This window comes from Pseudomonas sp. AC463, assembly GCF_979253585.1.
In genome coordinates, this window is sequence record NZ_CEEDDZ010000002.1 from 43,532 (window position 1) to 62,733 (window position 19,202).

Consider the following 19,202-nt stretch of genomic DNA (forward strand, 5'->3'; position numbering starts at 1 on the left):
TTCAGACAGGGTGTCGTAGGACAATTTCAGGCGGAATGGGCGATCAGTTCGTCGCTGATATTCACCCGATTACGCCCGGTGTCCTTGGCGGCATACAGCGCGCGGTCCGCCGCATTCAGCCACATGGCCGCGTCGGTGAAGGACGGCTGGAAATCCGCCAGGCCGATGCTGAGGCTTACGCGCAGCTCCGGGATCTGCGGGTTGCGGTAATTACTGAAGGTTTCGCGCATGCGCTCCATGACCTGCGCGGCCTGCTTCAAGGGCATTTTCGGAAGAATCACGCAGAACTCATCGCCCCCGTAACGCCCGGCCAGGTCGTTTTCCCTCAGGTTGCGCCGCAGTTCCAGGCTCAGTTGACGCAGCACCGCGTCACCGACGATGTGGCCGTGTGAGTCATTGATCTGTTTGAAGTGGTCGATATCGATCAGCGCGATGGTGGCGTGGCTTTGCTGTTGGTGGCATTTGTGAAACTTGAGGTGCAGCAGGTCTTTCCAGGAGCCGTGGTTGAGCAGGCCGGTCAGGCTGTCGATGCGGCTCAAAGCACTGAGGGCACGTTTGTGTTCCGAGAGTTTGATCGCCAACTGATAGCAGACCATGCCAATGGCCATGGGGTAGAGGGTCAGCATCGGCAGGCAGGCGTAGACCTGAACCAGGCTGACACTGGGATTGAACTGCAGCCCGAACAGCAACCCCGCCAGTGCCACGCCGACTGCCTGTGCCACGGCCCCGCGTATCAACAAGCGTTTGCCGCCGGCGGCGACATTGTTCATGGCGACCATCGACAGCAGGGTCACGGTGGTCAGGGGCGTGAACTGCAGTGTCGCCGCCCAGAAGCCGCTGAACAGGGCGTCGAATACCAGGTTGCGTTGCTCGGCGTCGTAGGGGAATTTGGCGCGGGTTGCCAGCTGATACGCCAGGTGCGGCCAGACAAAACCATTGGCCAGCAGCAATGCCCAGATCCAGCCAGGCATGGCCAGCGGGTACAGGGCCGCGATCACACTCAGACAGCACATGGCTGTGCCGATGATCCGTGGCCTGTAGATACGCCTGGCAAACGAAAGCCCTTTGCCTTGTCTGTTTTCCATAGATTCCTGATTCTGCTGCTTTTTTACAGATACGGCCGTGCGCGTTCGCTGGATTAACCGTTGATCGGATAATGCCGGTGAATATTGTCAGTTATTCACGTGGGAATAATCAGTGTCCTTCCAGGCCATTTGCGCAAAACAGAGGGCGAATGCGTCAAAAACGACTCGGAATGTCGCTCACACAACGGCTTTTACGGCTGGCGCCGTGCGGTGACTTCGTAGCCCGCCAGGAATAGGTCGATGGCCGACTCGATCACACTGGCCTGCTGGGTGGCATCGAGGATGGGCTGGCCGAGGGTGATCTGTGGCCAGAACGCGAAAGCCTTGAGCAGGCTTTGTATCTGATGAGCGGCAAATGCCGGGTCGCTGCAGGATAAGCGGCCGTCTGCCTGGGCGGCGCGAACCCATTGGGTAAAGCCTTCTTCACGCTGGCTCAGGCGGTTGACCATGTCCTGCGCGCGCTCGGGTGAATGGATGGTGGCGGCGATGGCAACCCTGGCGAGGTCGAGGAAGTTTGCGTCCGACATCATCTTCATCTTCGCTTCCAGCAACCCGCGCAATTGTTCGCGTAACGGGCGGTCACTGGCGTAGCCAATATCAAGCTGCGCGACGGTGCTGGCCCAGAGTTGGTGGAGTATTTCGGCGAACAGCTCTTCCTTGCTGGGGAAGTGGTTGTACACCGTGCGCTTGGAAACGCCGGCGGTGGCGGCGATCTTGTCCATGCTGGTGACCTCGAACCCGTTCGCCCGAAACTCGGCGATAGCCGCAGCCACGATGGCTTCGCGTTTACGGTCGGTGAGGCGTTGAGGGGCAGTCATGGGTGGCGTTCGGCTCTTCAGGGAAAATTACACTGGGTAGTTTACTTGTTCCGGATTTTGTTGCAATCTTGAAACTACACTGTGCAGTGTAATTTATGAGCGGACCGTAGGAGTCACTCTGTAATGGCCACCATCTCATCCCGTCTCAAGCCGTCGCCTGCGGCGCTCAAGCCTGCCGAACAGGGCCAGGAGCATTTCAGCAATGATGCCCCGGTGCAGCACGGCGGCTTTGGCAAGACCTTGCGTATTTTCTGGAACATGTTGTTCAACAAGCCGCGAAGCACGCGGCCGGTGGGCAATATTCCCGTGCAACCTCTCACGCGGGAACAATTGTTTGCCGCGCCCGATCACAGCGTGTTCCGCCTCGGGCATTCCACCGTGTTGCTGAAAATGCGCGGCAAGTTCTGGGTCACCGACCCGGTGTTTGCCGAACGCGCCTCGCCCTTCAGTTGGGCCGGTCCCAAGCGCTTCCACCAGCCGCCCATCAGCCTTGAAGAGCTGCCGCCCCTGGAGGCGGTGATTCTTTCCCACAATCATTACGACCACCTTGACCGTAACGCTGTCATCCAATTGGCCGCCAAGACCCGCTACTTTCTGGCGCCGCTGGGCGTGGGCGACCTGTTGATCAAATGGGGCGTAGATACCGACAAGGTACGGCAACTGGATTGGTGGCAGGGCACCGACGTGGATGGCATCCGGTTTGTCGCCACGCCTGCGCAGCATTTTTCCGGGCGCGGCCTGTTTGATGGCAACCAGACCCTGTGGTGTTCCTGGGTGATGATCGACGGCGCGCGCCGGATCTTTTTCAGCGGCGACACCGGCTACTTCGACGGCTTCAAACGCATCGGCGAACAGTACGGCCCGTTCGACCTGACACTGATGGAAACCGGCGCTTACAACGTCGACTGGCCGCACGTGCACATGCAGCCCGAACAAACCCTGCAAGCGCATCTCGACCTCAGGGGGCGCTGGCTGCTGCCGATTCACAACGGCACGTTCGACCTGGCGTTCCATGCCTGGCACGAACCCTTTGACCGCATCATGGCCCTGGCCTGGGAGCGCAATGTGTCGATCACCACACCGCCGATGGGCCAGGCGTTCAGTTTGAACCAGCCTGAGCGCGGGTATGCGTGGTGGCTGGAAGTTGAAACCCAGGGGGCGCAAGAGCGTCTTGTGAGCTGACGGCAGAGGTCGGCGAAAAAGGAAGTTTCAAGCTGTTTCGAAGCTGCGACAGGCGACCATCAAGGGTGCGATGATCCGCGAAATTTCATGTTTCGGGGGGCGCTCTGATGGACATTAAATGTAAGAAGCTTTGGCTCGCGGGCCTGCCCTGTCCCTCGGAGCATCCGCCGGCGGCGCTCCAGGAGCCGGCAACGCGGGCGCAACCTCCCAGCGATGATGCGGGCCTGCGCGGTATCAACTTTGGTACCGATCCGCGCGCGGATCTTCACGCCAAGGCCGGCGTGCCGATTCCCGGTTATGACGCCCCGGCTCTGCCGCTCAAACCCCTGCGTGATCCGTCGCTGTCATTGGTGGCCTTGAGCGGAGTCGACCCGTCGGGCGAGGTCAAGGTGGAAGTACCGCTGGTGCAGAACAACAGCATCCACTCCCCCGACCAGGCACTGGCCGGCAGGCGTGTGGGGTTCGCTGAACTGCTTGTGCAGGGCAATCGGCGCGAACCTATCGAACACCGCGCGGCCTTCCTGCAAGCGCTGATCACCTTGCGGCAGGCCGGCGCGCAATTGGTGCCCGTGCCTGCGCAGTGGTGCGATACCCGCCTGCAGTTCAACCTGCATACCCGTAATGAAATCGATGAACACATCAGCGACTATCGGCTGGACGCCTTGGTGTCCGACAGCCGTACGGCTGCGTTTCATGCGGCGTGCTGGAGCGGTTACCCAGGCCTGGGCGAGCACCTTGAGGAGGGCGCCACGCTATGGTTCTACGGCGCGCGCTGGGCGGGGGATTCGCTGGCGGCACTGGTGCGGGAATATCGTAACCTGCTGTGCCGAAGCCGCGGTGCAACGGCAAGAGATAACGCCCGGCGCCACGAATATCCAGGTGTGTGAGCCGTCAGTGTAGGGGCCGCCCCTGTGTGGAGAAACGCCATGGCCTACAGAATTCATATCCTCGGTGCGGCGGGTGCCGGCACCACAACCCTGGGCATGGCCTTGGCCAAGCGCCTGAACATCGCCTATTTCGACTCCGACTACTTCTACTGGCAACAGATTCAAACGCCTTTCAGCGTCGCACGGCCAAAGGAGGAGCGCATCCGCCTCCTGCAAGAACAGACCGCCGGCCTTGAAGGCTGGGTGCTCTCCGGTTCACTGTGTGGCTGGGGCGACCCGATGATCGCGAACTTCACCCACGTGGTATTTCTGCGTCTTGCCCCCGACATCCGGCTGCACCGCCTGCGCCTGCGGGAAGTGCAACGCTATGGCAATCAGATTCTGGAAGGTGGCAGCCGCCATGCAAACAGCATCGCCTTCCTGGCCTGGGCCGCACGTTACGACGATGGCAACCACAGCCTACGCAGCCTGCGCCGGCATGAAACCTGGTTGAAAGCGCTGACGTGCCCGGTGATCCGGCTGGACTCTACGCACCATTCGGTTGAGGCGTTGATGAATCAATTGATGCCGCTGTTGAGCCCAGGAGCCGAGACATAATGGTTTGTGCGACGGGTTCGGTGGGTTGGGTGTCAAACCTGCGCACACTCATCCCCCACCCTGGTGCAAACCCCGGGAAGAACACCAACCCCTCGGCCTCCAGGCGAAACGCCACGGCCAGTTGGGTCTCATCCCCCACGTCGCCGTGGCTTTCAAACTGTTGCAGGGCCTCCACCGTCACGCCGGCCTGGCGGGCCAGCTCTTCGCGGCTCCAACCCAGCATCGCGCGGGCCTGTACGCTGTGTTTGGCGGTGAATTGGTGCAGGACGATCTGCTGATCTACGAAAGAGCGCATTGCCAGAGAGGACATGGGGTTTCTCCAGGATTCGACGGGGAAGGCAAACTATACTGTGTTTTTGTACAGTTGTTTTGACCGTTCATCAACTGGATTTTTTGATGGTTTTTCAGTCCATCGTTATTCCACCCCCGGCGCCTCCCGAATAATCAGGTGGTCGAGGTTCTCGATATTCGCGCTGAACACGCCGAAGGTCTGCTCTGGATTCTTTTTGCTGGGCACCTGTTTCAGCTCCGGCGTTACCCCGTAGAAGAAGCAATACAACGGCCGTTCACTATCTACCGCAGCCTTGATCTGCTCCAGGAATGCGGTGCGTTTACGGTAGGTGTCGATGAGTTTTTTATTCAGGTAGACGTTGACCGAGTAGGGCTTCTTGTCGAGCCACACTTTCTTTTCGAAGTCGATGCGAAAGCTGCTGGTGTAATCCTTGATCGCCTTGATCTTGCCCCAGTAGATCAGGCCCTTGTTGTCTTGCAGGTATTCGATCTTCTTGAAAAACGTCCAGTAGGTCGCGGTATGGTCGCCGATCTTCAGCGGCATGCCCTTGAGCGTGTCCTTGTTGTCGATGTTCGACACATAGCATTCCACCGGGTGGGCAAACACGCTGGTTTTTTCCGGGGTGGTGTCGCTGTGGTTGTGGGGTGTGGCGGCACGGTTCGAAGGCGCTTTCGCTGGAGCTTGTGGGACGGTTGCGTCGTTACCGGCGGCGGCTGTTTTGGCGGGGTACTCACGTCGCGTGAGCACAAACTCCGATGGGAAATTGTCCTCGCGCTCGTAGTCACTTTCACCGGCGGCAGGCTTATGGGTACTGGCATAGCGGCAACCGTCGATATGGCCGGTGCTGGTCTTGTTCTTGAAATGCGGCGTGCGCTGATAGTTGACGTTCTTCGCGTTGAAGGTGCTCAACGTGTTACCCGTGCCGGACGCCGCACGGCATGCGTCGTTGGGGCACAGGAAGCTGTCCTGGTCGGAATCGTAGGTAGCCGTTTCGTCGAAATTCAGGTCTCGTACGTCATAGATCGACAGCTTGTCATCGAGACTCAGGCTGTAGGCCGTGTCGAATTTCATGGGGCTCGGGTCCGTGAGAAGTTTCGCTATTAATAGCCGGAACCTGCGCAAATATCAGCAAGAACCTGCAACCCGTCGCCCACTCAGGAAGCACAGGGTGCCGCCCACCGCGGTCAAACCGGCCAACGCAAAAAACATGGTGTTCGGCGCCGAGTTGATCAGCAGGTAACCGCAGATCACCGGGCTCAGGGCGCCGCCAAAGGCCGCCAGGTTCTGTGCGCCGTAGTAACTGCCCCGCAGCGCCTCGGGGGCGAGGGTGTCGATAAACAGGAATTCGGACGGGAAGATAATCATCTCGCCCAAGGTAAACACGAACATCGCCACGCACCACGACAACAGGCTGTCGGCCTGGCTGAACCCGATCAGGCCCGCGATGAACAGCGCGGTGCCCAGCAAGATCCAGTAACGCAATTGCTCACGCTTGAGGAACCGGCCGATCTGGTATTGCAGCAACATCACCGTGATCGCGTTGCACGCCAGCACGGCGGAAAGAATCTTCAGCGCGTCATCCGAGTTGTGAATCACCAACAAAAATTGCGACAGATACAAGGTGTAGCGGCCATGCACGATGGTGCTCAACAGGCTGCCGCCGGTGAACAGCACCAGGCTGCGGTCGTTGCGCAGGGTCTTCAGGGTGGTCAAAAAGCTCAAGGGCTTGGTACTTTCATCGCGCTGGGTGGGCGGGATGCCGATCATCAGGAACACGCTGATAAACGCGATGGCGCTGGATAGCATGAACGGCAGCAGCGGCATCTGCCCGGCGATCACCACACCGACCATTGGGCCTGTGGCGTAGCCGATATTGGTGAGGGTGTAGCGCAGGGAAAACACCTTGGCGCGCTGGTCCACCGGCAGGTTCTCGCTGATGATCGCCTTGGAGCCGATCAGGAACAGCGCCGACGCCGACTCGGTGATCACCAGGGTCAAGGTGGTGAGGTAGAGGTTGGTGGCAAAGGTCAGTAACAGAAAACCGATGGAGCTGGAGAGCATGGCCAGGATCAGCAGTTTGCGCTTTTCCATGCGGTCGATAACGTAGCCGCCGTACAGGCCCATCAGGGTGGCGGTGAATACCGCGATGCCCATCAGCAAGCCGATGTCCTGTTGGTTGAGGCCCAGGCGCTTACTCAGCAGCAAGGTCATCAATGGGCTGGTCATGGCTCGGCTGATGACGATGGTCAGCGAGCAGATCATCAGGCGGCGGATTACCAGGGAGTAGGTGGTCACGGTGGGGGCGAGCGTCCTTATCGTTTTTCCAAATCAACACAATTCAAATGTGAACACAGTTCAAATGTGAGAGGGGCGGTGCGACGATTCGACTTGCTCCCGATAGCGGAGTGTCAGACAAACATCCGGTACTGATACACCGTTATCGGGGGCAAGCCCCCTCCCACATTTACCAAGCCCGAATCATTGGCCGGCATTGATGCTGATTTTCTCAACCGCACCCTGCTCCAGCTCCCACTTCTGCAAAATCTTGCCGTACGTCCCATCATCAATCATGCCCTGCAACGCTTCACTGATCGCCGTGACCAGCTCTGTGTTGCTCTTCTCAATCCCCAGCCCCGTGAACTGCTTGGAAATCGCCAGCCCAACCGGCTTGTACTTACCCTTGTCCAGCGACATCAGGTAAGGAATCGTTTCGCTGCCCTGCATCGCTGCATCCAGACGGTTCTGCTGCAACTGCGCGCGGGCATCCGCCGAGCCTTCGGTACCGATCACCACGATCGCCGGCTTACCTGCGGCTTCGCAGTTTTCCTTGCTCCACGCGGCAATTTCCGACGGCCAGGTAGTCCGGCGGCTGGTGCCGACTTTTTTACCGCACAGGTCAGTCAATTCCTTGATCTCTTCACGCTTGGCCAGCGTGTACAGCTGTGGGCCGCTGGTGAAGTAGTCGATAAAGGTCACGGACTTCTGGCGCTCGGCGGTGTCGGACATGCCCGACAGCACGATGTCCACGCGCTTGGTGGTCAGGCCGCTGAGCATTTGCTCGAAGCCGGTTTCCTGCCACTTGATCTTCACGCCCAGCCGCTCGGCCAGGGCATTGCCCAGGTCGAAGTCAAAGCCGGTGAGCTTGTTGGTGGCTGGGTCCTTGAAGTCCATCGGCGGGTAGTTCGGCACGATGGCCGCGCTGATCTCACCCTTGTCCTTGATTGCCGCCGGCAATGCCGCGAAAACAGCGGAGGAGGCCATCAGGCCTGCGAGCAACGTGGGGATAAACAATTTTTTCATGGGGGCGTTCTCGTTTGTTTTTTAGTTAAGTGCGAACGGCAGAAATAAAGCTTTGGGTACGTGGGTTTTGTGGGCTTATTAGAATTTCTTCAGGGCTGCCGGCTTCCACAATCTGGCCGGCATCCATAAACACCATGCGGTTGGATACTTCGCGGGCGAAGCCCAACTCATGGGTGACCACGATCATGGTCATGCCGGTGGTGGCCAAATCGCGCATCACCGACAGCACTTCTCCTACCAGCTCCGGGTCGAGAGCTGATGTGGGTTCGTCAAACAGCATCAACTTCGGGCGCATCGCCAGCGCACGGGCAATTGCCACACGCTGTTGCTGGCCGCCGGACAACTCCACCGGGTAGGCATTGCGCTTGTCTGCCAGGCCGACGCGGGCCAGCAGTTCCAACGCATCTTCGATGGCTTCCTTGGGCGAGCGCTTGAGCACCTGGACCGGGCCTTCGATGATGTTTTGCAACACAGTCATATGCGGGAACAAATTGAAGCGCTGGAACACCATGCCGGTGGCCAGGCGCTGGCGGGCGATCTGCGCTTCGTTCATTTCATGCAGCTTGTTGCCGACCACGCGGTAACCCACCAGCTCGCCGTCGACCCACAGGCCGCCCTTGTCGATTTTTTCCAGCTGGTTGACGCAGCGCAGCAGGGTGCTTTTACCCGACCCGGACGGGCCGATGATGCACATGACCTCGCCTTGCTCGACCTCAATATTGATGTCACGCAGCGCGTGGTACTGGTCGTAATACTTGTTCAGGTTGACGGCCTTGACGATGCTTCTCATGGGGCAAATCTCCTCAACCCAAACTTACGAACGCTTGCCGGCGCCGCGGGCAAAACGACGCTCAAGGCGGCTTTGACCAAATGAAAGAACAGTCACCACCGCCAGGTACCAGATGCCGGCGACAATCAGCAGCTCCATGACCCGGGCGTTGGCGTAGTAGATGTTTTGCGCGTTGTGCAGCAGCTCGGAGTACTGGATCACACTGGCCAGGCTGGTCATTTTCACCATGCTGATGAACTCGTTGCCTACAGGCGGAATGATCACGCGCATGGCCTGCGGAAGAATGATCCTACGCAGCGCCTGCAGGCTCGGCATGCCGATGGACTTGGCGGCCTCGTACTGGCCGGTGTCTACCGACAGCAGGCCGGCGCGCACCACCTCGGCGGTGTAGGCACCCTGGTTGATGCTCAGGCCGAGCAGGGCGGCGACGAACGGGGTCATCAGGTCGACCGTGTCGATGCTGAACAGGCCGGGAATCGCGATCACCGGGAAAATCAGCGCCAGGTTGAACCACAACAGCAGCTGCAAAATCAGCGGCGTACCCCGGAACAACCAGGTGTAGGTGATGGCCACGTAGCGCAGGATCGGGTTGGCCGACATGCGCATGATCGCCGTGATCACCCCGATCACCACCCCCAGCGCCATCGCCAGGATCGACATGACGATGGTATTCACCAGGCCCCAGAGGATGGCCTCAGACGTAAGGAACTGCCCAATGTAGGACCATTCGATCTGGCCATTGGCAAACGCGCGCAACAGCGCGGCCAACACGATCACGATCAGCGTGGCAAAAAACATCCGCCCGTAATAACGCCGCGGCACATGCTCGTACTGCGTGATATCGAACTGGTTCTCGGACAACTTGCGCTCGGCTTCCAAGCGCTCCGCCGGGGTTTGGTTCATGGTGTTACTCCAAAACTAATGACGCTCTAACTGATACACGCGATCCAAATGTGGGAGCTGGCTTGCCTGCGATAGCGCCAGCCCACTCACCACAGATTTAAATCCTGAAACCCTGATAACTCTCAGCCCATTTCTGCTGTTCAGCCAATGCCACCTTCAACCGCCCAATCTGCTCGCGAACCCGCTCCGGCGCCGTCCCACCCCACCCACTGCGCGCCGCAATCGCCGCTTCCAGGGTCAAGCAGTCGCGCACTTCAGGCAGCAGCCGAGCATCTACCTCCGCCAACATCGCCGGCGAGGCTTCCCACAACTCAATCTCGTGCTTCTCACAGGCCTGCACCAACGCGCCGGTAATCTCATGGGCTTCCTTGAACGGCACACCACGGGTCGCCAACCAATCCGCCACCTCGGTCGCCAAGGTAAAACCCATCGGTGCCTGGCGCCGCAGTTCTTGCACCTGCACCTGCATGGTCGCGACCATCCCGGCCATCGCCGGCAACACCAGCAGCAAGGTGTCGACGCTGTCCAACACGCTGTGCTTGTCTTCACTCAAATCGCGGTTGTACGACAGCGGCAACGACTTGAGCGTCGACATCAACCCGGTCAGGTTGCCGATCAAACGCCCAGCCTTGCCCCGCGCCAGTTCGGCAATGTCCGGGTTCTTTTTCTGCGGCATGATCGAGCTGCCGGTGGCGTAGGCATCGTCCAGCACCACCCAGCGAAATTGGCGCGACGACCACAGGCAAAACTCTTCCGACAGCCGCGAAATATTCACCCCGAGCATGCCCGCCACAAACAGAAACTCGGCCACATGGTCGCGGCTGGCTACGGCGTCGATCGAGTTTTCGCACGGCCCGGTGTAGCCCATTTCCTTGGCCGAATGCTCCGGCTGTCGCGCAATCGCCGAACCGGCCATGGCCGCTGCACCGAGTGGCGACAACGCCGTACGCGCATCCCAATCCACCAGGCGCTGCACATCACGCAGCATCGACTGTGCATGAGCCAGCAAGTGGTGGGCGAACACAATCGGTTGCGCCTGCTGCAAGTGGGTAAAGCCGGGGCAGATGCTTTCCACATGTTGCTCGGCCTGTTCCACCAACGCCTGCTGCAAACCCAGCACCTCGGTGGCGATGGTGCGCGCATGGTCACGTAGGAAAAGGCGCAGGTCGTTGGCCGTCTGATCGTTGCGCGAACGCCCGGCGCGCAGCTTGCCACCCAAGGCGCCCAGGCGCTCGGTCAGTACGCGTTCGATAAAGGTGTGTACGTCCTCGTCATCCAGGGTGGGATGCAGGCGGCCGGCGGCGAAATCATCGCCGATATGGTCGAGGGCTTCGAGGGTGCGCAGGGTCTCCGACTCGTCCAGCAAACCGGCGCGCTGCAACTCGCGGGCATGGGCACGGGAGCCGGCCAGGTCGTAGGGCGTGAGGCGAAAATAGCGCTCAGGGCAACGCGACAACGCGGCCAATGCAGCAGACGGGCCGGTCTTGAAACGAGCACCCCAAAGGCGGTCGGTGGGCTGGGACATCGGTATTCCTCACGCTTGTTTTTAGAAGAGTCGGAGGCAGTAAAAATAAGTTTTCAACTAGACTGAACCAGCGTCTGACGCGCCGTATTCAAGGTTGCCAAGGGCGGTTGTTTATGTTCATTATCGCCGCCTGGCTATGTTCAAGGACTGGGTTGAAGCCTGTTGAATATGGCACTTGAGGTCAACGCGTATTATGGAAACTCCACTTTCCACTTCTGGAAACCTGCCGCCAAAACCCGGCACAAGACCGCCCTTGCAACTGAGCGGGCTGGACTTCAAATTGCTCCGCGTGTTCATGGCCGTGGTCGAAGCCGGCGGCTTCAGTGCCGCGCAAAACGAGCTGAACGTGGGCCTGGCGGCCATCAGCAAACAGATCTCCGACCTCGAAATTCGCATCGGCATGCGCCTGTGTACACGGGGACGGGAAGGCTTTGGCCTGACCGAAGAGGGCAAGTTGGTGTATCAGGCGTCCATCGAGTTATTTACCTCGGTAGACAGTTTTCGCGACAAGCTTAGTTCGGCGCAAAACGAACTGATCGGCGACCTTAGTGTGGGGGTTATTGATAACACCGTGTCCGACGTTAATTCCCCGCTAGTTGCCGCGCTGGGGAAATTACATAGTGAATCGCCAAAAATCAGATTGCGCCTGCACGCCTCGCAATTGGACGAAGTTGAACGCGGCGTGGTGGAAGGGCGACTGATCGTCGGCATCGTGCCGGTGTACCAACGCCGCGAAGAATTCGACTACTTCCCCCTCTACGAAGAAAAAGCCCACGCCTACTGCGCCGTAGGACATCCACTGTTCAATGCGAGCGACATCTCGCCAGACGTGCTGCGCCAATACGAAGTGGTCAACCATCGGTACGCGATCCACCGCGACAAAGCCAACTTCGTCACCTACGACAGCCAATCCGCCTCGGCCTCACAGGTTGAAGCCGTCGCCATCCTGGTCCTCACCGGCCGCTTCCTCGGCTTCCTGCCGGAACACTACGCCGCACCGCTGGTAAGGGAAGGGCGCCTGCGCGCACTGTGCCCGGAGCAGGTTCACCTGAGCACCGTATTCAACCTGATCCTGCGTCACAACGCCCCAAGAAGCCCGATGGTAAAAGCCTTCGCCGCCGCGCTCGGCGTAGACCTCAAAGCCACGACATAAAACTCCCGCCAACCCCCATTCCCCTAGGCCACAAAGATCAAATGTGGGAGGTGTCGAGCTTCAGCGAGGCTCCGATGGGATCGCCTGGGTCCATGCGCCTACCCCATCTACACGCATCACCGCTGCAACCGAGCCCGCTTCTTCTTCGCATGAAAATGCCGAAAATGCGCATCCTGCGCCGCCGCCAACAACTCCCGATCCCCCCGCGTATCGCCCCAAGCCCGCAGCCGATACTCGCCCAAATCCCCATACACCGCCTCAAGCCGCAGCACCTTGTTCTCACAGCGGCAATTATTCCCGGTGAGCTTGCCCGTCAACACCCCGTCGACCACCTCAAGCTCAGTGCCAATCAACTTGATCCCCAGCCGGTCCGCAAACGGCTGCAACACCAACGCCGGCGACGCCGAACACAGCGTAACCACCGCGCCCGAGCCCAACTCCTGCTCCACCGACAACACCCCCGCCGGGCGCATCAACCGCGCCCAATTGCGCTGGCAATACTCCTCGGCCTTCTGCTGCACCCACGCCTTCTCCACCCCGGTCATAAAGGTGCGAATCAACTGCGCCTTCAACTCATCCCTACTGATCTGCTGCAACAAAAAGCGCAGCCCAGGCACGGCCAGCTTGACTATTCGCCCGTAGAACTCGGCGGGACCAAAGGCGAATTTGAGGAAGGGCACGAAACTGTCGTGATGGGTCAGGGTGCCGTCGAAGTCAAAGACGGAGAGTACTTTGGCGTCGATGGGGCCGGCTTCGAGCATGTCTGGGTTCACGGGTTGGCCTCGGTCCTATCTAGTATTTTTTAAGCGTGCATCAGGTGTGACAGCAGGAGTTTACTCCCGTGCCAATCTTCCGACTTTGGCGTAAAGCCCCTCGGTGAAAGCATCCCGGTCACTCGACCGGTGACAACGCTGATGGCAATTGGGGCACAAGGCTACAGCATTGGTGATGCGATCCGAACCCTTCTGGGCGAGGTGCTTGACGTGATGTACTTCAAGAAATGGCAAACCATCGACCTCGAACGGCGCGTTTGAGCCGCAGCCTTCGCAGATGCCGTTGGCTTCTTTTAGTACCCAGGCGCGTACCTTCGGGTCGCGAACAAAGGTGGTGCTGACGGTCGATACTTTCTGGGGCTGCGCAATGCCATCCGGTAACTTAGGGAAAGCCTGTTGCTGCAGTTTGGCGGCACGGCGAATAAGCGTTCGCTCATCTGCGGTCTGGGCAGCGTCCTCGGATTCGAATACACCCTGCGCGGCGAGCGCTTGGCGGATGCGTTGCTCAACGCCTGTGCCCACGTTCTTCGCAGGCTTATAGCCCTCAATGCGGTCCCAGCCCATACGGACGAGCACAGTGGAGATATTTTGCATGCGAAATTCGATGGAGCCCTTCGCTCGACCTGCCACCGGGCCTTCGCGCAGAAGACGGTTTTCGAGGGCTTTGTTAAAAGGTTGGCCGCTTTTTTCCCAGGCCAACATCTTCAAGTATGCCTCGACCGCCGCTGCTAGCTCTGCGTCGTCCCAGTCCGTTTTGTCTTTCGTAATATCCATACAGCCGCCGAGGGTAGAAAACCCTCGGACGATACTGAGTAGCCATTATGGCGTCTACGAAATTTCCTACGGAATGGTGGGATTTGACGGTAGTCCGAGTTAGCTAATTCGCTGCTTCATTCGGAAAGCATGAGTTAGCTTTCGCCACCATGGCGTTCTTGTTGAGTCCCTTCGATAAGTTCGATTCACCAACAAATACGGCATATCCCGGAGCCGTATCCAGCCTTCATCCTGCCAATGCAGCAGGTTCAACGACATCTCTGGCCAGTCCAGCATGCTCAACAGTGGGCGATCCACCGTCCGGGACTGGCGCTCATCCCGTAAAGTAGGTACGACCTCATGAGTGAGCCAACTGCGCAGCAGGCGGTTCCCTGGCGTGTAGTGATAAACCAGCAGTGCATAAGCCCCGGATTCGCTGATCATCAGCATTTCTTGCGGCTGACCGTGGAACAGCAGTTTTACCGTTTTTCGTTGGTCTTCATCGAGCTTGCGAGTGGTTCGCTCATCCAGGAACCAGCCCATCAAACGCCCAAGATCGCGAGCGCAAAACCAGGGTTGGTTTTCCAGGAGGAGGGCGTGTAAAGGGAGGTTTAAACGAGTAAAAACGATGGGATAAAGAGGGTCAGACATGGCACACCTCCGCGAGGAGGAGCGCTTGTGAGGTGACACAAACAGATACAGGCATTTCCATTACCTCTACTTGATAGCTTTCTTAGGGCTAAGGCGCCGGGAGTTAAGAAACCCCAAGTAGAAGGCCGGACATATTCCCCTTTCGGGTCTTGTATTCGCCCACTCCCGACATAGCAGAGTTTTTCCTACACCCACGAAAAAACCGTAGGCGCAAAAAAACCACATCTTTCGGGAGCGGTCAGGCCGCTACTTGAGGCGTTTCTTAGGCACCTGACGTTCAAGCTTATGGGGCATATGAGCGTAGGTCAAGCTCAAGGATTATCGTTATCTGTTGGTAGGAATATCTGGGGCTCTTCTATAGCATTGCAATCTGTGTGAACATCAGGAGCCTGCGGGTTTTTAAATATAATTATACTAGGGGAGGGGGGATGAATATTAAGGATCTAACTGGTGGATGGGTTTTTTTAACACTGGTGCTGATATTGATAGTGTTGGTGATATTTGGTTTTTTTCATAATGCCCCATGGGTGTTTGACACTAAGGTGGACATTTCGTCCGTCGCGACCTTTTTAGCAGTCGTCGTCGCCTTGAGTGTTGCGTTGGACGATGCGGTTAAAAGAAGGTATGAGCGGGCACGTAATGCAGCTTGTTTTGTTGCATATCATCGTCAGGTGTTGGAACTTATTTTGAAACGTATAGCTTGCGCTGTAGGCGTGATCGAAAGGCATCGTGCTGCCCGGTTGGGTCAATATAGACCATATGAGCATTTCAAATTTTCCTCTCTCGTAGTCCGCCAAGACATAAGGGTTGATGTTCAATACGTGCTCGGCGCTCTATATGTTCTGCCGGCAACGCAAGCTGAAAAGCTGGCATCAGTTTTGGGGATGTTACCGATGTTAAAGTCTGATTTTGAATCTTTGGCAATGATGAATCCGGAGGTTGCTATAAATGAGGTGGATCAAGATTTGATAGTGGCAATAATTGAGCGCGGACAGTATGTTGTTTTAGTGATTAAAGAGTTCTTAGGTTTGTCAGAGGCGGAATTGAAAAAGTTGGTTGATGGGTATAGAGAAGTATTGGTTGATGGCAAACTGCGTTATTTGGCTAAAGGGACTAGCGATTAAGTTAGGTTTGAGGGGCCTGACTTGGAGGGGGTGTATGTTTTCTTTGAGTTTTCGCCATTTATCCCTAAGTATCTCCATAGCATTGGGTGGACATGAAAAAAAGAAGATCTCTTTACTTCGCTTTCTGATATTTCAGGATCATTGTTCTGGCTCCAAATAGTAGAAGAAAAGCTATCGCGCTTCACACCTAAAATACCTACCTTGTAAAGGTTTCTAAGCAGTTGATTTAAGAAAGTTGATCTGGAGATGGTATTGTCTTGTATTAGTGATCGTGCGAGTACAGCCATTCGATCATTTGGTGATTTTTCATTTATTGCTAGCTCGATTGCAATCTCTTCTATTTGGTCTCTGGTTATTTCTGAGTGTTTGAAGCCGTCTTTTTTCTTTTTCAAAATTTCGCAGTAATTTCCCAGTAGTGGGAAGTCAGCAAACCATTCGTGGCATAGAGAGTTAAATCTTTTTTTAGAGTAAGTTATTTCGGCATCTCTGATTATTTTTGCAGTTATTTTTGGTTGGCCTTGAGCTTGCTCTAAACATTCATTCATGAATAGTATCGCGTCTCGAGGTCGCATAAGCGTTCTGTCCAATATGAAGTCTAGAGAAGTATCGCTTCCTACGTGTGGGGGAAGTATATCTGTCGAGTTTACCTTTTCATGAGTATATGCTTGTCGAATCATTAGTGCTGTTCGTTTGTCTAGCATTTCTTCTATTTGATCTTTGCTCCATTTAATTCTAAGTAAAATATCTTCATATTTCTCTTCTTGAAAGCCTGCATCTCTAGTTTTGTCGAAAACTCTTCCAAGTAGATCTAGTCGTAGTGCGATTATGATTTTAACTGGGGTAACTCTTCTAAAAGTTTTGATGGTCTCGATTAATGCTCTTATTAATCTGTATCGCATTTCATCTTCGACCCAATTGTCGTCTAGTTTGTCGATGACGATGAAGAATTTTTGCTGAGGGTCGGTAAAAATATCTTGAGCTAGCAGATTTATGACGTTGTTGAGATCTTGTACTTGTACCTTGTTTACTACAGCCTGCGCGCGGTTACAGATTTCTTGCTTCGACTCTCTTGTCAGCCTTTCTGCTCCTGAAGCGGTGATTGGAATTCCTAAGTTTGATAGATCGATGTCACCTTTTAGCTCGTTCTCCAGTTTTGTCGTAAGTTCTTTAATTCTTGTATCCGTTTCCAGCCAAAATTTATCACCCCACTGCCTAAGATAGTTAATGGCTTTTTCTTTTTTTTGATCCCTTCGAAATATCTCAGAAAGGCGCTCGGAGAAAGTTCTATTTGAGTACTCGTTGGTTATTTTAAACTTATTCTTTATTAGCTCCACTGAAAGTACATGTCGCCATAGAAGCTGATAGAATAGATCTAAATTTACCCCGATGGTTTCAAAAAACGATAAGATATTGGAGTTTGAAATATAGCTAATTGACAATTCTTCTGGAAGGAGCTCAATAACGTGCTCTTCTTTTTGCTTGATTTTTTCTAGGAGAGCGCTTTTTCCTGCACCTGTTCTGCCGAGTACTATGCATTTAGGATTATAAATGTCTGTAAGTACTTCAAAGTCTCCTGTATCTAGAAAGCAATCTTGGAGAAAACGATAGTCATCCTCTGCGCTCATAGCGCCGACAGACATATGCTTCTTGTACTTAAAAAGCGGGAGAGCGGGTTTCTTTCCGTTGCCCATTACATCCTCCAAAAAAAAGCTCCGCAATGCGGAGCTTTTTATAGCATGAGGTCGGATTGCCATCAATCCCAGCTCAGCGCCCCGCCAGTCTGGTACTCAATCACACGGGTTTCGAAGAAGTTTTTCTCTTTCTTCAAGTCCATGATTTCACTCATCCACGGGAACGGGTTAGTGGTCCCTGGGTATTCTTCTTTCAAGCCAATCTGCGACAAACGACGGTTAGCGATGAACTTCAGATAATCCTCCATCATCGCCGCATTCATGCCCAACACCCCACGCGGCATGGTATCGCGAGCATATTCAATCTCCAACTGAGTCCCTTGCAGAATCATCTGGGTCGCTTCTTCCTTCATCTCGGCATCCCACAAGTGTGGGTTTTCGATTTTGATCTGGTTGATCACATCGATACCGAAGTTCAGGTGCATCGACTCATCGCGCAGGATGTACTGGAACTGTTCCGCCACGCCGGTCATTTTGTTGCGGCGGCCCATGGACAAAATCTGGGTGAAGCCGCAGTAGAAGAAGATGCCTTCCAGCACGCAGTAGTAGGCGACCAGGTTGCGCAGCAACTCTTTATCAGTCTCGACGGTGCCGGTTTCAAACTTCGGATCGGAGATTGATCGGGTGTACTTGAGGCCCCAGGCGGCCTTTTTGGCGACCGATGGAATCTCGTGGTACATGTTGAAGATTTCGCCTTCATCCATGGCCAGGGATTCGATGCAGTACTGGTAGGCGTGAGTGTGGATCGCTTCTTCGAAGGCCTGGCGCAGGATGTACTGGCGGCACTCGGGGTTGGTGATCAGGCGGTACACGGCCAGGACCAGGTTGTTCGCGACCAATGAATCCGCAGTGGAGAAGAAACCGAGGTTGCGCATAACGATGCGGCGTTCGTCGTCGGTGAGGCCTTCGGGGTTCTTCCACAGGGCGATGTCGGCGGTCATGTTGACCTCCTGCGGCATCCAGTGGTTGGCGCAGCCGTCGAGGTATTTTTGCCAGGCCCAGTCGTACTTGAAAGGCACGAGTTGGTTGAGGTCGGCGCGGCAGTTGATCATGCGCTTTTCGTCAACGGCGACGCGGGCGGCGGAGCCTTCGAGTTCGGCGAGGCCTTCGGCGACGTCGAGTTTGTCCAAGGCAGCCTTGGCGCGCACGATGGCGGCGGAGTCACTGGCGGTGACGGCGCGGGCTTCGATGGCGGCGGCAGCGCCGGCGCCGTCGAGGCGGTCCATGTTGGCTTCGGTGGCGTGGCCGGCGTTGGCGCCTTTAGCGGCTACTTCGCCTTCTTCTTCTTTGTCGAATTCGTCCCAGCTCAGCATGACGTGTCGTCTCCTGCGTGAGGGCTCAAAGGTGCCCGTGTGAAACCGGATGGTTGGGTGTTCACACGGCCCAAAGGCCGCGGTGGATCTTAAGGAATCGTTTGTTGCAGCAGCTCGCGCAGGCAAATAAACGGAATTGGGTTACGGGTTCTGCGTGAGGCTTGAGGTGCGGAGCGCTAGGTGCATGCTCCAGCGGAGGCCTCAGGTCTGGCTCTTCATCCCTGTGTAAAGGGATATTGCAGGCCCGATTTACCCGCGCATTATAGGGAAAAATTCGGCTTTGTGTTGCGGCGGATGGTCTCGGATCGCAGACAAAAAGCCTGCTTTTCGGGCCAAGGCGCGAGTTTGTTGGGGTTGGTTGAGGG

General features: G+C 56.3%; 19 protein-coding genes. 5 read left to right on the forward strand and 14 right to left on the reverse strand.

The window, feature by feature from the left end:
- Positions 1-26: 26 nt before the first annotated feature.
- Together AC0IYH_RS02345 and AC0IYH_RS02350 are read right to left on the reverse strand one after the other, a co-directional pair.
- Positions 27-1,085, reverse strand: a complete 1,059-nt coding sequence (locus tag AC0IYH_RS02345) for a diguanylate cyclase (RefSeq protein WP_471832875.1) — start codon at positions 1,083-1,085, stop codon at positions 27-29.
- A gap of 191 nt (positions 1,086-1,276) precedes the next feature.
- Positions 1,277-1,903, reverse strand: coding sequence for a TetR/AcrR family transcriptional regulator (locus AC0IYH_RS02350; RefSeq protein WP_122772480.1), 627 nt, complete (start codon positions 1,901-1,903; stop codon positions 1,277-1,279).
- Positions 1,904-2,026: 123 nt separating this feature from the next.
- Between AC0IYH_RS02350 and AC0IYH_RS02355 the strand changes: the two genes are divergently transcribed.
- The 3 genes from AC0IYH_RS02355 to AC0IYH_RS02365 all read left to right on the forward strand — a co-directional run bounded on the left by AC0IYH_RS02355 (position 2,027) and on the right by AC0IYH_RS02365 (position 4,569).
- The gene (locus AC0IYH_RS02355) at positions 2,027-3,085 is read left to right on the forward strand and encodes an MBL fold metallo-hydrolase (protein WP_471832876.1); all 1,059 of its coding nucleotides are present in this window, start codon (positions 2,027-2,029) and stop codon (positions 3,083-3,085) included.
- 107 nt (positions 3,086-3,192) lie between these two features.
- Positions 3,193-3,972, forward strand: coding sequence for a hypothetical protein (locus AC0IYH_RS02360; protein WP_241092265.1), 780 nt, complete (start codon positions 3,193-3,195; stop codon positions 3,970-3,972).
- Positions 3,973-4,011: 39 nt separating this feature from the next.
- Positions 4,012-4,569, forward strand: coding sequence for an AAA family ATPase (locus AC0IYH_RS02365; protein WP_471832877.1), 558 nt, complete (start codon positions 4,012-4,014; stop codon positions 4,567-4,569).
- On the opposite strand, the gene AC0IYH_RS02370 is transcribed toward AC0IYH_RS02365, so the two are convergent.
- From AC0IYH_RS02370 to argH, 7 genes are all read right to left on the reverse strand, one after another.
- Positions 4,499-4,879: a helix-turn-helix domain-containing protein gene (locus tag AC0IYH_RS02370; RefSeq protein ID WP_471832878.1), complete on the reverse strand. Its 381-nt coding sequence runs from the start codon at positions 4,877-4,879 to the stop codon at positions 4,499-4,501. The genes AC0IYH_RS02365 and AC0IYH_RS02370 overlap by 71 nt on opposite strands.
- Before the next feature lie 105 nt (positions 4,880-4,984).
- Positions 4,985-5,932: a hypothetical protein gene (locus AC0IYH_RS02375; RefSeq protein WP_471832879.1), complete on the reverse strand. Its 948-nt coding sequence runs from the start codon at positions 5,930-5,932 to the stop codon at positions 4,985-4,987.
- Between the two features lie 54 nt (positions 5,933-5,986).
- Positions 5,987-7,156, reverse strand: coding sequence for an MFS transporter (locus AC0IYH_RS02380; protein WP_471832880.1), 1,170 nt, complete (start codon positions 7,154-7,156; stop codon positions 5,987-5,989).
- Between the two features lie 183 nt (positions 7,157-7,339).
- Complete coding sequence (locus AC0IYH_RS02385; protein WP_116628550.1) at positions 7,340-8,161, reverse strand: ABC transporter substrate-binding protein; 822 nt, start codon at positions 8,159-8,161, stop codon at positions 7,340-7,342.
- Between the two features lie 25 nt (positions 8,162-8,186).
- Positions 8,187-8,951 carry an amino acid ABC transporter ATP-binding protein gene (locus AC0IYH_RS02390; protein WP_116628549.1) on the reverse strand — a complete coding sequence of 255 codons (765 nt, stop codon included), beginning with the start codon at positions 8,949-8,951 and terminating at the stop codon, positions 8,187-8,189.
- A 24-nt stretch (positions 8,952-8,975) separates the two neighbouring features.
- Complete coding sequence (locus AC0IYH_RS02395) at positions 8,976-9,854, reverse strand: amino acid ABC transporter permease (RefSeq protein ID WP_016979819.1); 879 nt, start codon at positions 9,852-9,854, stop codon at positions 8,976-8,978.
- Between the two features lie 97 nt (positions 9,855-9,951).
- Positions 9,952-11,379 carry an argininosuccinate lyase gene (gene argH, locus AC0IYH_RS02400; protein WP_471832881.1) on the reverse strand — a complete coding sequence of 476 codons (1,428 nt, stop codon included), beginning with the start codon at positions 11,377-11,379 and terminating at the stop codon, positions 9,952-9,954.
- A gap of 193 nt (positions 11,380-11,572) precedes the next feature.
- Between argH and AC0IYH_RS02405 the strand changes: the two genes are divergently transcribed.
- The gene (locus tag AC0IYH_RS02405; protein ID WP_471832882.1) at positions 11,573-12,532 is read left to right on the forward strand and encodes a LysR family transcriptional regulator; all 960 of its coding nucleotides are present in this window, start codon (positions 11,573-11,575) and stop codon (positions 12,530-12,532) included.
- A gap of 116 nt (positions 12,533-12,648) precedes the next feature.
- Here AC0IYH_RS02405 and AC0IYH_RS02410 read toward each other — a convergent pair whose 3' ends face one another.
- From AC0IYH_RS02410 to AC0IYH_RS02420, 3 genes are all read right to left on the reverse strand, one after another.
- A complete protein-coding gene (locus tag AC0IYH_RS02410; protein WP_471833015.1) occupies positions 12,649-13,293 on the reverse strand; it encodes an HAD-IB family hydrolase in 645 nt (214 codons plus the stop codon).
- Positions 13,294-13,365: 72 nt separating this feature from the next.
- Positions 13,366-14,079 (reverse strand): HNH endonuclease, encoded by a 714-nt coding sequence (locus tag AC0IYH_RS02415; protein ID WP_471832883.1) that lies wholly within the window; start codon positions 14,077-14,079, stop codon positions 13,366-13,368.
- Positions 14,080-14,178: 99 nt separating this feature from the next.
- Positions 14,179-14,709, reverse strand: a complete 531-nt coding sequence (locus tag AC0IYH_RS02420) for a BRO-N domain-containing protein (RefSeq protein ID WP_471832884.1) — start codon at positions 14,707-14,709, stop codon at positions 14,179-14,181.
- Positions 14,710-15,137: 428 nt separating this feature from the next.
- Here AC0IYH_RS02420 and AC0IYH_RS02425 point away from each other — a divergent pair, with 428 nt between their 5' ends.
- Entirely contained in the window at positions 15,138-15,833 is a 696-nt protein-coding gene (locus tag AC0IYH_RS02425) for a hypothetical protein (RefSeq protein ID WP_471832885.1), read from the forward strand.
- Here the strand turns inward: AC0IYH_RS02425 and AC0IYH_RS02430 are convergent.
- Entirely contained in the window at positions 15,830-17,524 is a 1,695-nt protein-coding gene (locus AC0IYH_RS02430) for a P-loop ATPase, Sll1717 family (RefSeq protein ID WP_471832886.1), read from the reverse strand. The genes AC0IYH_RS02425 and AC0IYH_RS02430 overlap by 4 nt on opposite strands.
- Before the next feature lie 62 nt (positions 17,525-17,586).
- Positions 17,587-18,837 (reverse strand): ribonucleotide-diphosphate reductase subunit beta, encoded by a 1,251-nt coding sequence (locus AC0IYH_RS02435; protein WP_032879817.1) that lies wholly within the window; start codon positions 18,835-18,837, stop codon positions 17,587-17,589.
- Positions 18,838-19,202: the final 365 nt, after the last annotated feature.

What these genes read in the sequence shown, in the direction of transcription:
- AC0IYH_RS02410 (WP_471833015.1), bottom strand. Translation starts at nt 13,293, where the DNA reads ATGCTCGAAGCCGGCCCCATCGACGCCAAAGTACTCTCCGTCTTTGAC.
- AC0IYH_RS02350 (WP_122772480.1), bottom strand. Translation starts at nt 1,903, where the DNA reads ATGACTGCCCCTCAACGCCTCACCGACCGTAAACGCGAAGCCATCGTG.
- argH (WP_471832881.1), bottom strand. Translation starts at nt 11,379, where the DNA reads ATGTCCCAGCCCACCGACCGCCTTTGGGGTGCTCGTTTCAAGACCGGC.
- AC0IYH_RS02420 (WP_471832884.1), bottom strand. Translation starts at nt 14,709, where the DNA reads ATGTCTGACCCTCTTTATCCCATCGTTTTTACTCGTTTAAACCTCCCT.
- AC0IYH_RS02355 (WP_471832876.1), top strand. Translation starts at nt 2,027, where the DNA reads ATGGCCACCATCTCATCCCGTCTCAAGCCGTCGCCTGCGGCGCTCAAG.
- AC0IYH_RS02345 (WP_471832875.1), bottom strand. Translation starts at nt 1,085, where the DNA reads ATGGAAAACAGACAAGGCAAAGGGCTTTCGTTTGCCAGGCGTATCTAC.
- AC0IYH_RS02430 (WP_471832886.1), bottom strand. Translation starts at nt 17,524, where the DNA reads ATGGGCAACGGAAAGAAACCCGCTCTCCCGCTTTTTAAGTACAAGAAG.
- AC0IYH_RS02415 (WP_471832883.1), bottom strand. Translation starts at nt 14,079, where the DNA reads ATGGATATTACGAAAGACAAAACGGACTGGGACGACGCAGAGCTAGCA.
- AC0IYH_RS02360 (WP_241092265.1), top strand. Translation starts at nt 3,193, where the DNA reads ATGGACATTAAATGTAAGAAGCTTTGGCTCGCGGGCCTGCCCTGTCCC.
- AC0IYH_RS02395 (WP_016979819.1), bottom strand. Translation starts at nt 9,854, where the DNA reads ATGAACCAAACCCCGGCGGAGCGCTTGGAAGCCGAGCGCAAGTTGTCC.
- AC0IYH_RS02405 (WP_471832882.1), top strand. Translation starts at nt 11,573, where the DNA reads ATGGAAACTCCACTTTCCACTTCTGGAAACCTGCCGCCAAAACCCGGC.
- AC0IYH_RS02375 (WP_471832879.1), bottom strand. Translation starts at nt 5,932, where the DNA reads ATGAAATTCGACACGGCCTACAGCCTGAGTCTCGATGACAAGCTGTCG.
- AC0IYH_RS02365 (WP_471832877.1), top strand. Translation starts at nt 4,012, where the DNA reads ATGGCCTACAGAATTCATATCCTCGGTGCGGCGGGTGCCGGCACCACA.
- AC0IYH_RS02435 (WP_032879817.1), bottom strand. Translation starts at nt 18,837, where the DNA reads ATGCTGAGCTGGGACGAATTCGACAAAGAAGAAGAAGGCGAAGTAGCC.
- AC0IYH_RS02370 (WP_471832878.1), bottom strand. Translation starts at nt 4,879, where the DNA reads ATGTCCTCTCTGGCAATGCGCTCTTTCGTAGATCAGCAGATCGTCCTG.
- AC0IYH_RS02385 (WP_116628550.1), bottom strand. Translation starts at nt 8,161, where the DNA reads ATGAAAAAATTGTTTATCCCCACGTTGCTCGCAGGCCTGATGGCCTCC.
- AC0IYH_RS02425 (WP_471832885.1), top strand. Translation starts at nt 15,138, where the DNA reads ATGAATATTAAGGATCTAACTGGTGGATGGGTTTTTTTAACACTGGTG.
- AC0IYH_RS02390 (WP_116628549.1), bottom strand. Translation starts at nt 8,951, where the DNA reads ATGAGAAGCATCGTCAAGGCCGTCAACCTGAACAAGTATTACGACCAG.